We start from the raw sequence: 14,889 nt of genomic DNA, 5'->3' as shown, positions 1-14,889 counted from the left end.
AGCACCCATCATAAGAAATCTCTCCTTTTCCTCTTTTTTATCAGTGTTGACACATAAAAAGAGGTTCAGACACAAAAACAGGCTGTGGAGAAGACTTTCTCCACAGCCTGAGAAGTTAGTGTTATACAACACTAACTCCTCTTTATTATTTATTCAAACATTGCGTTAAATAAGAACTGTGCATATTGTTCACGTGTTACTTTCATGTTCGGAGCGAAGTTACCCTTCCCATCTCCTACTGAAATACCATTTGAACCTACTGCATTAATCGCATTTTCTGCCCAATGTCCCTTTGGTACATCTTTAAATTTTGCTGGTCCTTTTACTTCTAATCCAAATGCTCTCGTAAGAACTTGCGCCATTTCTGCACGTGTTAACGTATCTTTTGGTCTGAAGTTTCCTTTCTCATCACCTGTAAAGATACCTAATTCCGTTACTGCTAACACTTCAAAAGGAAACATCGTTGATTTATCATCAACAATATCATTATACGGGCTTTCTAGTTCCTCATCTTCACCAAATTCTTCATCAAGATCAAGTGCACGGTAAATTAAAGCTGCTACTTGTTCACGATTTACATTATGTCCAAAACCGAACATACCATTTCCGTAACCACGCATAATTTCATATTCTGCTAAAGTTTGAATTGCTTCATAAGACCAATGTCCTGCTGGTACATCTTTAAAGATTGCTGGACCTGCTTGTTGTAGCTTAGGCTTTGCAGCTATTTCAGCATTTGCTGTTGTCCCCTCAGCACTAAATGCTACTCCACCCATAATTGTTAAAGCTGTTGCTACTTTTAGAATTTTTTTCTTCAAAGTATTCTCTCCCTAAAAACATATTTTTTTCTAATATAAAGAATTAATGGAAGCGTAACAATACAATTCCCATGTGATTTTTGTCTAATTTATGAACTATATTTCATATACTTTTATTTACACTCTATTAACAATAAAGTTACTAAACCGTATATTCAAACAGCAAAAAGTTACTTTATTCAACTTCTCCTTATCCACTAAATTCCAAAAAATAAATTACGAATAGAAAATCGATATAATTATAAATAATTTAATATAAGAAAAAAGCGTGGAATTCCCACGCTTTTTTCTTAATACATATTATATTAATATAATTTAAACGTCCTTATATTTTAACTTTTATTCATAATCCTCATCTTTTACTGGAAAATAAAAAACCGCTTTATTTAAAAACCTTGCATATTGCTCACGTGTTACAACCTTATTCGGTTCAAATTTTCCATTCCCAGTTCCTACTATGACATGATTAGACTGCAGTGCACTAATTGCATTTTTTGCCCAATGATTATTTGGTACATCTTTAAATGTATGGTTCTTCTTCACCTCAAATGTAAATGCTTTCGTAAGAATTTGTGCCATTTCTGCACGTGTTACAGGTGCGGCTGGTCTAAAGTTTCCTTTTTCATCACCTTGAAAAATACCATGCTCTGTTAATACTAAAATTTCATCTAAAAAGAATGTGGCCCTCTCAGAAATATCTTTGTATGGATTTTTTAAAGGTCCTTCTTTTTTCAAATTCAATGTACGATAGAGTACTGCTGCTACTTGTTCTCGTGTTACATTATCTCCTACACCAAACTTACCATTTCCATAGCCTAACATTACTTTATTGTATACTACGTCCATTATATCGTCATATGCCCAGTAGTTTACTGGAACATCATCAAAAACAATCATTTCTGGATATTCTTCTGCCTTTACATTGGGGACATTCGTACTCACAAACAAGCCGCCCATAATAGTTATCGTTGCCATTATACGTAACATGTTCTTCTTCATTGCCCTCTCCCCTTTATCTCCATTTGGAAAAACGGAAAATAATAGACTGAAATCCTTTCCAATATTACATATGTTTCCTTCGCACCCATTATGCAATATATTACATTTAAAAAATCTATTATTGTGAAAATCACTACTAAAGGAGAGCCAATTCGCTCTCGATTTCAACTTTTATACCGAATTGTACGCAAGTCAATTTTCTTTCCTGTATTCATGTAAAGGTGTTTCTATAATATAAATATTCTACTTTTTTTAAAAGAAATCCTTCACATTTTAAGAGTTCATTTTCTAGACAAAAAATGCAATTACTACAACATACGACAATATTAACCTATCTATTAATAAAAGCTCATAATGAGCGGAAGATACCGCTTCCACAAATTATGAGCTTTCTCTTTATCTATTCCATTTTCCCTGGAGAATTATCAATTGCTCGTTGTAAAAACTTCGCAAATTGTCCGCGTGTAACGAGCATTTCAGGCTCGAACTTGCCATCTCCGGTTCCAACGACAACTTTATTAGACTGTAATGCGCTAATTGCATCTCTTGCCCAATGGTTTTCTGGTATATCTGTAAATGTATGTGGGCTCTTTGTTTTCAACTCATATGCTTTCGTTAAGATTTGTGATAACTCTGCACGAGTCAGTGTTGCTTTCGGACGGAAATTCCCATTTTCGTCTCCTTTAAAAATACCAAGCTTTGTTAAGCGTAAAATTTCGTAAGGGAACATGGTTGATTTCGTACTAATATCTCCATATGGATTCCCATTAATCGCACTTCCTTTTACATGAAGTGCGCGGTATAATACTGCCGCCGCTTGTTCACGTGTTATATTATCTTCTGTCCCAAACTTACCATTTCCATAGCCATACATAATGCGGTGATATACTAAATTTGTAATTTCATCATATGCCCAATGATCTGTTGTTACATCATCAAACTTTATCATAATATCAGGACTAGATTTTTGGATAACATCTGTATTTGCAGACACATCATTTGCACTTACAAATATTCCCCCCATTAAAGTTAACGATGTCGCTATCTTTACTAGCTTTTTCATCTCTCTCATCTTCCTTTTCCTTTATTTTCCTACCATTTATATTGTACAAAAAATAAGGGGATTTTCAATAGAATGCAGATTAAATTATTTAAAATTCAGAATGCAAATTTTCTTTTATCGCTATTTTTTCTTCCTTCGTTTTTCGAAAAGTAAGTGCCATCCCTACAAATATAAGAACAATGCCTACTATTTGCATACTAGTCGGTCTAAACCCGGTAAAGACTGTATCTAACAGTATTGCAACCGCTGGATCTAAGAACACTAATACAGAAATTAATCTCGTCGATAAATCTCTTAAACTGTCAAAAAATAAGTAATATACAAATCCCGTATGTATAAGACCTGTCGCTGTAATCATCATCCAGTTCATCTCTGTTAACCCTTGAAACTTGCCAAAATCTACGAATGGTAACAATAAAAATATACCTAAAAAAGTTTGTAAAAATGTCATCGCATACGCACTCGTATGCTGAATTCCTTTTCCTAATAAAGTAGTAAAAGCATAAAATAATGCTGCAAGAAGTGCCCATACCATTCCAGACGACATCATTTTTCCAAGCGATAGACTTCCATCTACTCCAGCTACTAAAACGGTTCCGATAAAACAAATGACAATGGACATAACTGCAAACACTGTAAGTCTCTCTTTAAATACAATACTACCAATCATTAATACGATAATGGGTGCAAGATGGTAAACTGAAATCGCAATTGTAATCGACATCACTTCAAACGCTTTAAATAGAAATACCCAGTTAAAAACGAGAAATACACCGCATGCTAATATTTGCATAACTTCTTTTTTATTCCATTTCTCATTTTTATACTGTCCTGTTACGAGCCAACATAATGCTAAAAATATAGTCGCACAAATGCAACGAACGAATACTAATTCAAAAGACGGTAAACCTGTTTGAACAGAAAAAAATCCAATTGATCCGAAAATAGACATCGAAAGGATCATTTTTATAGCCGGCATTGATTTTGAATGAAACAAAATATTAACCTCCTAAACTTTTAACTGAATATTCCATATATTATACACTATAATTTTCCAAAACTCGAATGCAGCATAAAAAAGAAGCAGTACACTACTGCTTCTTTTCTTTTTCATATTGTTCAAACGTATGAATTCTTTCGAAAATTGGTGGATGTGTGTATAAGAAAAACTTCACTAACGCAGGTGGATTTACTTGACTTAAACTCGTTTTTGATAAATATTGAAACGTTTTTACACCAGATTTCCCGTCCTTCGTCATGTCTAAAGCATATTGATCTGCCGCTCGTTCTTCTATACGAGAAACATAGTTTGTTGCTGGCTGTGATGCAAAAGAGAGTACAGAAGAAATTAAGAAAAATAAAGGTAAAATCGAAAAACATGCTGCTTTTGAAATTTGCAGCGTATCTCCCCATTTTCGAATACACATATTTATAATACGGCTAATGAGATACATCCCTATAAACGATAGCAACATATAACTCGCTACGCCCCAATATATATGTTTCATAACATAATGCCCCATCTCATGGGCCATTATAAATAAAATCTCTTTATCTTTTAATTGCTTAAGTGTTGTATCCCACATTACAATACGGGCGTTAGGGCCAATTCCTGTTACATATGCATTTAACGCATTCGTTTTCTCTGACATGTTTACTTCATACACGTGTTTAGCAGGAATGTCAGCTTTGTCTGCTATCGCTAAGATTTTCGTTTCTAATTCTTTATTTTTCAGCGTCGAAAAGTCGTTATAAAGTGGATCAATAACGACAGGCTGTATGAATGTTAAAAAAATTGTAAATGGTACAGAGAGCGCCCACCCTGCTAGCCACCATCTCTTCGGAAATTTACGGATAAGCCATAGAAGAACGGCAACTACAATTAACATCGTCGCATAACTTTCCCAAAAACCGATAACGTGATCTTTTATCCAGCTTTGTGTACTTTGCGTTGAAATGCCGTAATCAACGGACACTTTTCGGCTAATCCATTGCATCGGCAGGGCAAGAACTGTTGTGAGTAACGATAAATAAAAGAAATAAATCGCAACTTGCAGGACACTTATTTTCGTCGTTTCCTTCGACCATTTCTCAAACTTTCTTGAAACACCGAGCACAAGTACAAATAATAAAATAATCCATTCAAGAGGCGTCGCTAAAAAGTACAGTAAATTTTTCACGCGCGAATAATCTTGGCTTAGCGTAAGCTCCCTTGCATTCATAAACGTTTCTGGATCTGCACTCGTTCCTTTATACATGTCCGGAATTAGTTCATGATTCCATCCAAATAAATACCAATATATAAGCAACGCAAACCCAACGTACAAAAAAAGCGACCACCCAATAACCTTCCTCACGCTATTCCCTCCTCTATGCTGCCTGTCTATTATTATTGTAAGTTCGTACATGCTAAATTAGAACAAGCTTATTCTGCGAATTGCTCGCGATCCTTCTGTTTACAAAAAAAACTCTTCTACAAAAAGAAGAGTTTTACCTACCTTTAGACACTTTCTTCGGTTCATAATTCGGAATAAGAAAAACGCTTACAAACTAGCGTATTTTATATAGCTTACATATTCATAGTCCTGAAAAAATAACGTCGTTACAATAATCGTAAAAAATCCAATTAAAACTAGTACGTATCCTATTACGCGCGCCCTTAAGGAAGTACATCCATTAATAAACTAAAATCTTGTAAAGAAAAAGAACTATATTTCATAATACCCTGTACAGCTAATAGTAAAATAAGACCAGTCACACACATATAATTAATGCTTTCTTCACTCTTTTTTTCAGCAACTATTCCGCCGCTTATACATAATATTCCTAACAAATGAAGTGCTAAATACATAAAGAAATAAGCTTCCTCCCAGCGAAGAATAACATTGACTGTCGTGATCAGCACTATACTAAGCAAAATCAAATAAAAAAACTTATTTGATGATATTGTTTCATTCATATAATTTTATACATCCCTTTCAAATTTCGAATTAATGATGTTTCAAAGCTATAAAGTAAATGATAGTTTTCATACTATAAAACAAAAGAAAAGCCACTATTACTTTCTCAAATACTTTATGAACCCACATATACTTCTCTTCATTTTTTTTGAAGATGCGCTTCATCATTTCTTCTACAATTAAACCAAATAGTAGTAAAACCCCTAACACAATAAGAAGAGAAATAATATTTTCTTTTAAATGAGTACTAGAAAATAAGTAATACTCTGGAAATACAATCGTATCTACTACAGGTTGCAACCAATGACAAACGCTTTTATCACACATATCTGTAAGAGACGTAGATTCTATAATGTCTTTCAATATTTTTTCAAACGTTTTCTTCATCTTACTTATCCCCTACTACGTCTGAAAAACTCTTTTCCTGCTCTACATATATAGCTGGCATTTCTTTATTCCAATATTTGCGGTTAACAAATAAAAAGATGAGTACTAAGTTTAATCCCGTCATAAAAATAATAAGTCCTGGAAAGAACGTCGTATAATTTGAGAAATCTGCCAAACTCATTATCTCTTCTTTATTTATTAGAAAAGAAGCACCGATTACAAATGCATTGTTTAACATGTGAATAGCAATTGGCATGAGTAAACTATTCGTACGAATATACACGATTGATAGTACAATGCTAAATACAACTGCACCTAGGAAATCAACGTGTAACAACGCAAACAACATCGCTACTACAATGATCGCTATACTCGTTCCCCATTTTGCTGCAAAACGCTGCAGTAAAAATCCCCGAAAAACAAATTCACCAATAATTGGTGCGATGAATACGACCATAATAAATTGATATACATATCCCCCTGTGCTATCTATAATCGGTTCACGTAACGCATTCATAATAAATTCCGGTGTAATCCACGCAAAGCTATACATGTACAAAATAAGATACCCATAACTAAACACGCATAACATAATCGCAATGCATAAAACTTGCACCAGGTTAAATGTTTCATTTTTATTAATAAATAACGAAAAGGAAACACGGTGTTTTCTATATTCAAAAAAAATCCACGTAATCGGAAGGATATAGAATATAAGAATATTTATAAAAGTAGAATTTTGCATATGAAATATATTTTCTATCAATTTATTACTGGCTCTTGCAACTAAAGTTAATAGTGCAAATATAATTAAAAAATATCTAGCTCGCATCGTTTGAAACGGATTCACACTCATCTCCTCCCCTATGTTACTTTTATCATATCATTTGATTCTTAATTTTTTGAGAAAGAAAACCTTAAAATTTCCTTAAAAATTCCATAAGTTACAGAAAGATGATATGATATTCGAGGAAATTAGGAGGGATTTTTATGTATGAAGCAAATATTTTGCTCGTTGATGATGAAACAGCAATTTTACAATTACTAACTACCATTCTTGAAAAAGAAGGTTTTTCTCATATTACAACTGCAACATCCGCTGAAATAGCTTTATCTCTCACTGAGCAAAACGATTACGATTTAATTATTTTAGATGTCATGCTTCCTGGTCAGTCTGGTTTTGATATTTGTCCCATCATTCGCAAAAAAACAGATTGCCCTATTTTCTTCCTTACAGCTAAAACATCTGATTTAGATAAAATATCTGGATTTTCACAAGGTGCAGATGATTATATTACGAAGCCATTTAATCCACTTGAAGTAGTAGCTCGTATGAAAGCACAACTCCGTAGACATATGAAACAAGCAGTACCAAATGAACAAAAAGCACACTCCAGTTCGTTTGGCAGATTTGAAATTGATCGATATTCCGCAGAGCTTACAGTAAATGGACATGTTGTCGAATGTTCCGCCCAGCTATTTCAGCTACTACTCTTCTTTTGCGAGAATCCGAACTACGTATTTTCGAAAGAAGAAATATACGAAAAAGTTTGGGGAGCACCTGCCTATAATGGCGATGATAATACCGTTATGGTCCACATTCGAAAACTACGTGAAAAAATTGAACAAGACCCAAGTAAACCAGAATATATAAAAACCGTTCGCGGGCTTGGCTATAAGTTCATTACAAAGTAGGGTGACGATATGAACTTTAATAAACGACTCATTATCCAGTTTATCATGCAACACGTATTTGTTTTGGTTACACTCTTGATTGCTGTAGTAGCTGCTTTCACTTATTTAATTTTTCTTGTTACGAGTACTTCATACGAACCGAACATTCCAGATGCTGATAATTTTATGATTTCAACATATCTCTCTTCAGAAGATGGCGATATTTCGTTAAAAGCTGAAGTAAAAGACTTAATTAAAGAGAAAAATGATTGGATTCAAGTTGTAGAGGAAAATGGAAAAGTTCTCTATCACTTTAATACGCCTAGTGACGTACCGACATCTTATACGAAAGTATCTTTATTCTCATATATACAGAATCACATAGAAAGTCCTTATACATTTACATATTGGGAAATTGAATTAGAAGAAAAAAATGTACTTGTTATTTACGGCGGTACGTTAAAAAGCAATGTATTACTGAAAACGATACAGAAAGAGCACCCTTCTGTATCTACAGATACGTTCACACTAACAGAAGAAGAAAAACAGTTACTTTCTAAAGAAAAGGCTACTCTTCAAATCTTTAATAGTGGCGGCAAAGAAGTATTCTCCTATCCAGATGGAAAGAAAAAACCGTTTTCTGTCATACAAGCTGCTCTTAGCGAAAAGGAACCGTGGAATCATAAAGAAAACACGTCTAGCTTTTACGAGACAAATAGCAATCATCTTCTTGTCGTAACTGCCAAAAATGAGTACTACTACCCAGATGATGAAATAGACGATGTATTTACTAAAAAGTTTCTAATTGGATGCGTACTAATCCTTCTTATCGTATTTGTTTATTTAGTTATTCTTTCTATTTGGTACGGTAATAAATTCGGAAAACCGTTATTACATGCGATGCGCTGGCTTAAAAATATAGCTGGTGGAAAGTACGAAGAGCCTGTTAGTAAAAAAGGAAAGCCTGTCAGGTTCCGGCGATCTGGTAAAGAAAAATGGTCATTCCGCTTATTTAGTGATGTTACAAATTCACTAGAGCATCTTTCTATTACACTCAAAAAAAATGATGCAATGAGGCAAGTACTGCAACAAACACGTGAGGAATGGATTACTGGACTCACACATGATTTAAAAACACCACTTAGCTCTATATATGGCTACGCATTATTACTAGAATCACAGCAGTACAACTGGACCGATCGTGACATTCAACAATTCGGCAGCGTTATGAAAGAGAAATCTCAATATATGACGACATTAATTGATGACTTAAGCTTAACGTATCAATTAAAAAACAACAGTCTTCCTGCGCAACATGTAAATATTGAAATGAATCAATTCGTCCAAAAAGTATTATTACAATTCATTAATAATCCGACACTTCAAAATCAAAATATTGAATTCGTACCAAGCTCAAACAAAATTCAATATTTCATTGAAGAAAAATGGTTCCAACGTATTATCGAAAACTTACTCGTAAACGCTGTAAAACATAATAATGAAACGACAAACGTCATCGTAAAACTTTCACAAAATGAAAATTCATTTACACTCTCTATTTCAGATAACGGAAAAGGAATGGATGATAAAACGAAAGAACTTCTATTTGAGCGATATTACAGAGGAACCAATACAGAAGAAAGCAACATCGGAACTGGACTTGGCCTCGCCATTACGAAACAGCTCGTTCATGCTCATAATGGAACAATTTCTATTGATAGCGAACTCGGAAAAGGAACGACGATTATATTTGTGTTCCCATTTCATTCGTAGAAAAGGCGCTATGTGGCGTCTTTTCTTATGGGGAAGTTTGGTGGTAAATGAAATTATATTACTCGCCTTTTATTCTTGCTTATCGCGATAGTTCATCGGTACGTGAAATTATACCGGCGATTTTCTGAATATATCGGCGCAACTCGAATTATATCAGCGATTTTCAAGATATATCGACTTACCGACAAAAACCGTCAAATATCGCAACCTATATTATAAAAGCGAACCACTCAGTGGCTCGCTTTTCTTTCTATTATTTTTTCTTCACTGGTATCCAAAGTTCAATTTGAGCGAACTCGCTTTTATCTGCATGGGAACGCTCATCGTATAGTTCAAATTCATTAACGCCGCAATGTTCGTATCCTGAATGCGGGAACCATTCTGAGAATACAGCATTCCACGTTTGATGAATAGACGATACCATTTCTTCATGAGGAACTTTTGGCGTTGTAAATACGGCATATGTCGCTGCTGGGAAAGTACGCTTCGCAACTTCATTTGGTACATTTTCAAACCCTGTAACTTCCATTCCGATAATATAAGTGAAGTCCCCTGTTTCTAAATTAAAATCAGTACATAATCCAAGCTCTACCCATTGGCTCGTATCTTTACGATTCGGAATCGTTGTTCCAAGATCTTTTTGTAAATATTCTTGCCAAAATGCTGGGATGTCTTGATGGTTTTTCCCTTCTTTACTTGTCGTCTTCAGTTCATAACCCGCCATTAAAAATTCTGGTTTATTTACAATACGATATTCCATTTGTATGCCTCCTAAATACGGATTTAATTTTCTTTGTTTTACATTTACGCTGTAATACATCGGCGTTTCAATTTCTTGTTTTCGATATTCACTCGGTGTCATTTGAAATAATTTTTTAAAGGCTCTCGTGAACGTTTCGTGAGATTGAAAGCCATGCTCAAATGCGATATCAATAACTTTTTCATCCGTATGAGAAAGTTGATAAGCTGCCCGGGCTAACCTCCTCTTTCGAACATACTCCATTACTGTATCACCTACTAACGCCTGAAATACACGATGAAAATGCGACTCAGAAAAACCTGCAATACGTGCTAAATTACGCAGCGTCTGTTTTTCCATTACATCTTCCTCGATATAATCAATTGACCTTTGAATTTGTGTTTCATAGCTTTCCATCTCTGTTCACCCGCCTTATATGTATTATGATAAAAGAGAATCCTATCCAATTCTTGACGTTTTTTACTATAATTTTAAAAACAAATGTAACTTTTTTATATGTATTTCGTTGTTATGTATGAAGGGAGGGAAATTAGTGAAACGCAACCAATCATTAGAAGACATTTATTCAGATCATATGCATGATTTATTTCGCTATCTTCTCTCCCTAACCGGAGATTCTCACTGTGCGGAAGATCTCATGCAGGAAACCTTTTATCGCATGCTCGTCCATATTGATTATTACAAAGGCGAAGAAATTAGGCCGTGGTTATTTACAATTGCCTACAACGCCTTTATCGATTGGTATCGAAAAGAGAAAAAATATAAAACAACAAAAGTGGAAGAATTCCATTTACCAAACGTGCCCAGTACAGAACATGAATATTTCGTAAAACATGAGATTGCTAGTTGGTTAGACAGTTTATCTTCTCTTCCGCTCGAAAGACGAAATGTCCTACTACTACGAGATTACTACGGATTCGCCTATAAGGAAATAGCAGAAATGACCGGTCTCTCATTAGCGAAAGTGAAAATTGAATTACACCGCGGACGGAAAGAAGCGAGAAACATAGAGGAGTGATACAGATGGGTTGTACAGCATTTAATAAACTATGGGAAAAATATAAAAAAGGAACACTCACACGTGATGAACAAGAAGAATTAGAAAGTCATATAGAGACTTGTGAGGAATGTGAAGTGTATTTGGATGAATTGCTTACGAAGAGTGAGCCGATCAAGAAAAGACTACCATCACAAAATCTTAATGTCCCATTTTGGAAAATAAAGTGGAAACAACGTTGGCAAACCGTTAGTTTTGTTCTTGCTGTTTGTATAGCAATCTATTTTGTTGGTCATTTTTCATCTTCTTTTTACTTCTATAACATGAAAAAGTTAGTCGAAGTAGATGAGATTCCATCACTCGCACTAGAAGCAACAATGCCAAATAGTCGTTCCGCTGGAGGCAGCACAAAGATTAAACCCTTTTTCCGTACAGAAAATGAAATCGATTTATATAAAACAGTCGGCAAAAAAGAAATTCCAATCGGTACAGTAACAACGCGTAGTTTCTTATCATCTGTGACTGTCTCAAATCCATCCTGGGAAAACAGATCTTATTCAAACAAACTTTCCTTTGTTCACCCAAAAATCAAGCAAGGGGACCATTTGAAAGAACCATCTAAAAAAGTGTGGGGTACACTTGCAAAAGTACATGAGGGAACTGTTGCAGAAGTAGCGATATCTTTCGATAAAGCTTACACTTTACAAGAATTAGAATCTCTTTTATATAGCGTATTTGAAGCACAAGAAATGCCGCCAACTCCTGTATGGTACGCTTTAGACACAGGACAAGAAAGAATAAATGAAGACGATTTTCTCTTGCATAGCGGAGAGGTTATCGGATTTCGAGAGCATATAAATCTCCCTGATAATGAGGCGAAACGACCAAAGACAAAAGAAGATGAAGTAATCGAAATGATGCGCATTCTTTCTGAACATAAAGAAACGGTAAGTAAAACTACTCGAACTCATGAAAAAGAGCTGAACTTAGATAAGCGCTATCAGTATGTAAAAGATAACGGCGTGAAAGTATACGGCATTGTCATTACTGGGCCGTCGAAAGAGTTATTAAAATTACAAAACTCGCCTCACGTTCGTTATGCGACTCTTGGAGATATTGAGGTTTGGAATTGGTTTGATTATTAATCAAAAAGGTTGTGTAGCAAATAGCTACACAACCTTTTTATTAATCTAAAACCTATATTTCACTAACAGAATCCGTGAATAAAGCGTGGAATACGTTAACTTCCCCCATACGTAAACATTCCGTTTCTATATCAGGAATTGCAGTTCTAGCAATCTCTCGTTCTACTCTCATAAATCCTTTTGTATGCATTCGTTTTGCAAATTCACCAATAGTATCCATTTCTACATCGATGATTTCAAAAGTCCATTCTCTTACATTTTCATCATATGTTGTTTTTAATACGTAGTAATAATAATATTTATCAAGTAAGCTAACAAAAACCCCTAAATCAAGGCGTTCGCCTCTTGATTTTCGTATCCAATCAATATCATCATTTAACATCGGTTCTTTTCCATTTAGTAACACATTATATTCTAGACAATTATATAGGTTTAAATCTGTACAATCTGACACGTGATAATCGCAAAATGTAGACTCGATTAACGACAGAATCTCCTTTTGGGAGCTTTCATTTTTTATAAAACTCTCTTTTAAGTCTACAAACCTTTTATGCTCTTTGGACTCCTCGTACAATCCTTCTTCTTTCACAATATTTTTCGGAAAGAATTTGTACACTGTTTCTTTTAATTCATTCATCATTTCAGGTTTCGCCGTTTTAATCATTCTGTAAATCCCCCTACGTTAAAAAAATTCCTCGCCACAATAAAGAATCATAACCCAAATATGTTATTAATTTACAAATAAATTATATTAAAATAAACGATATGATTCAATTCTGGTTTTTTAAATTTTTTCTGTTATAATGGCTGATTACGAACATTATTTTTATCATAATATAAAAATAACAACAAAAAACGACAAAAACCTTTAAATTACCTTAAAAAATATAACAATCAATATATAAAGAACGAACGATTATAAATTGACTATTAAAAAAATATATTATTTTCGTCACAATTAAAATAAGTATATTTTTCACAAATTATTTTTAATGGAAAACATTACAAATTTTATTTTTCACTATAAAAGGAATTTTCCTGGTAAAATAAAGTAGTATCGTAAAAATGTAACACATTTCCATACGAACAACCCTTTAAAGCGAAAAGGTGTCATCATAATTGATGACACCTTTTCCTATTATAAATAAAGTGAAACTTTAATCAGTGGGGGTTTTCTTCATCCCCCACTGATTATTAGTTGAACCAATCGGACTTTAATGGGCAGTTGATCCCCCACCTAAATTCTTTGCTTTCGCTGAATTTTGAGGTGGGGGTCTTACTGCCCATTAAAGTGGGATAAACTAATTAGAAATCACTTTCACATACACCCCTCTCACCGCTTTTTCATAAGCAATTTCGCTCATCTGTCTTATGTTTTCTGATACGACAGACGATCGAACAACTTCGCCTTCACGAAGTAATGGAGGATCAATAAGACGGACTTTATTTTTCTGATACAAATCATAATCGTTTCTATCTTCTTTTACTTTTACATTCGAATGAACTTTTCTTAATAAAGCATGTACTTCTGAATCATTACATTGCTGCAATTTCGAAATAAGCTCATCGTCTTCAAGAAGGAAATCATCTGCATGAATAACCCTCTTATGAAGAGCTAACTTTAACGTTTTCGCTAACATATCGTTTCCGTAAATATTCATTGGTTTCATAAAGAAATCAATTACTTCTTTGTAATACGTCTTTGTAAACCATTCTGCCATTTCGATACTTTGAAGAACCATTTTCCCATCTACTGCGATGACATCCTCTAAAAAACTGTGAACTTCTTCTAACGAAATATACCCATATGTATACATATCTCGTAATGTATAATCCACTCGGTCTGCACATAATTCTGGTGCTGATCTTTCCAGTAATGTCCACTTCGAATCATCTAACAAAATGTCCTCATAGTTATAACCATACTTTGAAAGAATCGCTGGAATTTCTGAGTTTTTCACGACAGAACTAAATATTTCTTCATGATAACTTTCACCCTCATTATGAAAAACGTAATCAATCACGTGAGAAAAAGCAGTATGTGATACGTCATGTAGTAAACCTGCGATTTGTTCTTCAACTGAACCACGGAGTTTTTTCACTAACAACATAACACCAACTGAATGATCAAAGCGCGTTACATTCCAGTGCTCATTTATTAAGTAGCTTGCGCCATTTTGATGAATACCTTTTAACCTTTGTACAGATTTACTTGCAATTAATTCTTCTACTACTGGATCCACTTTAAATTCACCGTAAATAACATCTGATATAATCACTTATAATCCCCCTTCATTTCAGCAGCGTCTTCTA

The 14,889-nt window shown here is 34.2% G+C and carries 15 protein-coding genes and 1 pseudogene; 4 read left to right on the top strand and 12 right to left on the bottom strand.

Features of this window, described 5'->3' with window-relative positions; translation table 11 throughout:
• Nucleotides 1-149 precede the first annotated feature (149 nt).
• From ACTFOB_RS08730 to ACTFOB_RS08690, 9 genes and pseudogenes are all read right to left on the bottom strand, one after another.
• Nucleotides 150-818: an S-layer homology domain-containing protein gene (locus tag ACTFOB_RS08730; protein WP_440026743.1), complete on the bottom strand. Its 669-nt coding sequence runs from the start codon at nt 816-818 to the stop codon at nt 150-152.
• A gap of 339 nt (nt 819-1,157) precedes the next feature.
• Nucleotides 1,158-1,817: an S-layer homology domain-containing protein gene (locus ACTFOB_RS08725; protein WP_440026742.1), complete on the bottom strand. Its 660-nt coding sequence runs from the start codon at nt 1,815-1,817 to the stop codon at nt 1,158-1,160.
• A 400-nt stretch (nt 1,818-2,217) separates the two neighbouring features.
• The gene (locus ACTFOB_RS08720) at nt 2,218-2,889 is read right to left on the bottom strand and encodes an S-layer homology domain-containing protein (protein WP_440026740.1); all 672 of its coding nucleotides are present in this window, start codon (nt 2,887-2,889) and stop codon (nt 2,218-2,220) included.
• A 79-nt stretch (nt 2,890-2,968) separates the two neighbouring features.
• Entirely contained in the window at nt 2,969-3,877 is a 909-nt protein-coding gene (locus tag ACTFOB_RS08715; RefSeq protein ID WP_440026738.1) for a DMT family transporter, read from the bottom strand.
• A gap of 94 nt (nt 3,878-3,971) precedes the next feature.
• Nucleotides 3,972-5,237, bottom strand: a complete 1,266-nt coding sequence (locus tag ACTFOB_RS08710; RefSeq protein ID WP_440026736.1) for a M48 family metallopeptidase — start codon at nt 5,235-5,237, stop codon at nt 3,972-3,974.
• A gap of 133 nt (nt 5,238-5,370) precedes the next feature.
• Nucleotides 5,371-5,561, bottom strand: a pseudogene (locus ACTFOB_RS08705) (hypothetical protein).
• Nucleotides 5,540-5,839 (bottom strand): hypothetical protein, encoded by a 300-nt coding sequence (locus tag ACTFOB_RS08700; protein ID WP_064476854.1) that lies wholly within the window; start codon nt 5,837-5,839, stop codon nt 5,540-5,542. Before ACTFOB_RS08700 ends, ACTFOB_RS08705 begins: the two are co-directional and overlap by 22 nt.
• Before the next feature lie 31 nt (nt 5,840-5,870).
• On the bottom strand, nt 5,871-6,227 hold the full coding sequence (locus ACTFOB_RS08695) for a hypothetical protein (protein ID WP_440026734.1): 357 nt from the start codon (nt 6,225-6,227) through the stop codon (nt 5,871-5,873).
• Between the two features lies 1 nt (nt 6,228).
• Nucleotides 6,229-7,083: a lysostaphin resistance A-like protein gene (locus ACTFOB_RS08690; protein WP_440026732.1), complete on the bottom strand. Its 855-nt coding sequence runs from the start codon at nt 7,081-7,083 to the stop codon at nt 6,229-6,231.
• Nucleotides 7,084-7,217: 134 nt separating this feature from the next.
• Between ACTFOB_RS08690 and ACTFOB_RS08685 the strand changes: the two genes are divergently transcribed.
• Nucleotides 7,218-7,922: a response regulator transcription factor gene (locus tag ACTFOB_RS08685; RefSeq protein WP_440026730.1), complete on the top strand. Its 705-nt coding sequence runs from the start codon at nt 7,218-7,220 to the stop codon at nt 7,920-7,922.
• A gap of 9 nt (nt 7,923-7,931) precedes the next feature.
• On the top strand, nt 7,932-9,674 hold the full coding sequence (locus ACTFOB_RS08680) for a sensor histidine kinase (RefSeq protein WP_440026728.1): 1,743 nt from the start codon (nt 7,932-7,934) through the stop codon (nt 9,672-9,674).
• 253 nt (nt 9,675-9,927) lie between these two features.
• On the opposite strand, the gene ACTFOB_RS08675 is transcribed toward ACTFOB_RS08680, so the two are convergent.
• A complete protein-coding gene (locus ACTFOB_RS08675) occupies nt 9,928-10,830 on the bottom strand; it encodes an AraC family transcriptional regulator (RefSeq protein WP_087957680.1) in 903 nt (300 codons plus the stop codon).
• 118 nt (nt 10,831-10,948) lie between these two features.
• On the opposite strand from ACTFOB_RS08675, the gene ACTFOB_RS08670 reads away from it, so the two are divergent.
• Nucleotides 10,949-11,452 carry an RNA polymerase sigma factor gene (locus tag ACTFOB_RS08670; protein WP_440026725.1) on the top strand — a complete coding sequence of 168 codons (504 nt, stop codon included), beginning with the start codon at nt 10,949-10,951 and terminating at the stop codon, nt 11,450-11,452.
• A gap of 5 nt (nt 11,453-11,457) precedes the next feature.
• A complete protein-coding gene (locus ACTFOB_RS08665) occupies nt 11,458-12,576 on the top strand; it encodes an anti-sigma factor (RefSeq protein ID WP_440026723.1) in 1,119 nt (372 codons plus the stop codon).
• Nucleotides 12,577-12,628: 52 nt separating this feature from the next.
• Here the strand turns inward: ACTFOB_RS08665 and ACTFOB_RS08660 are convergent, their stop codons facing one another.
• A complete protein-coding gene (locus tag ACTFOB_RS08660; RefSeq protein ID WP_440026721.1) occupies nt 12,629-13,240 on the bottom strand; it encodes a hypothetical protein in 612 nt (203 codons plus the stop codon).
• A 637-nt stretch (nt 13,241-13,877) separates the two neighbouring features.
• On the bottom strand, nt 13,878-14,855 hold the full coding sequence (locus ACTFOB_RS08655; protein WP_440026719.1) for an HD domain-containing protein: 978 nt from the start codon (nt 14,853-14,855) through the stop codon (nt 13,878-13,880).
• Nucleotides 14,856-14,889: the final 34 nt, after the last annotated feature.

The organism is Bacillus cereus group sp. MYBK79-1, assembly GCF_051915365.1.
GTDB lineage: Bacteria > Bacillota > Bacilli > Bacillales > Bacillaceae_G > Bacillus_A.
This window is presented reverse-complemented; position numbering and strand designations above follow the sequence as displayed.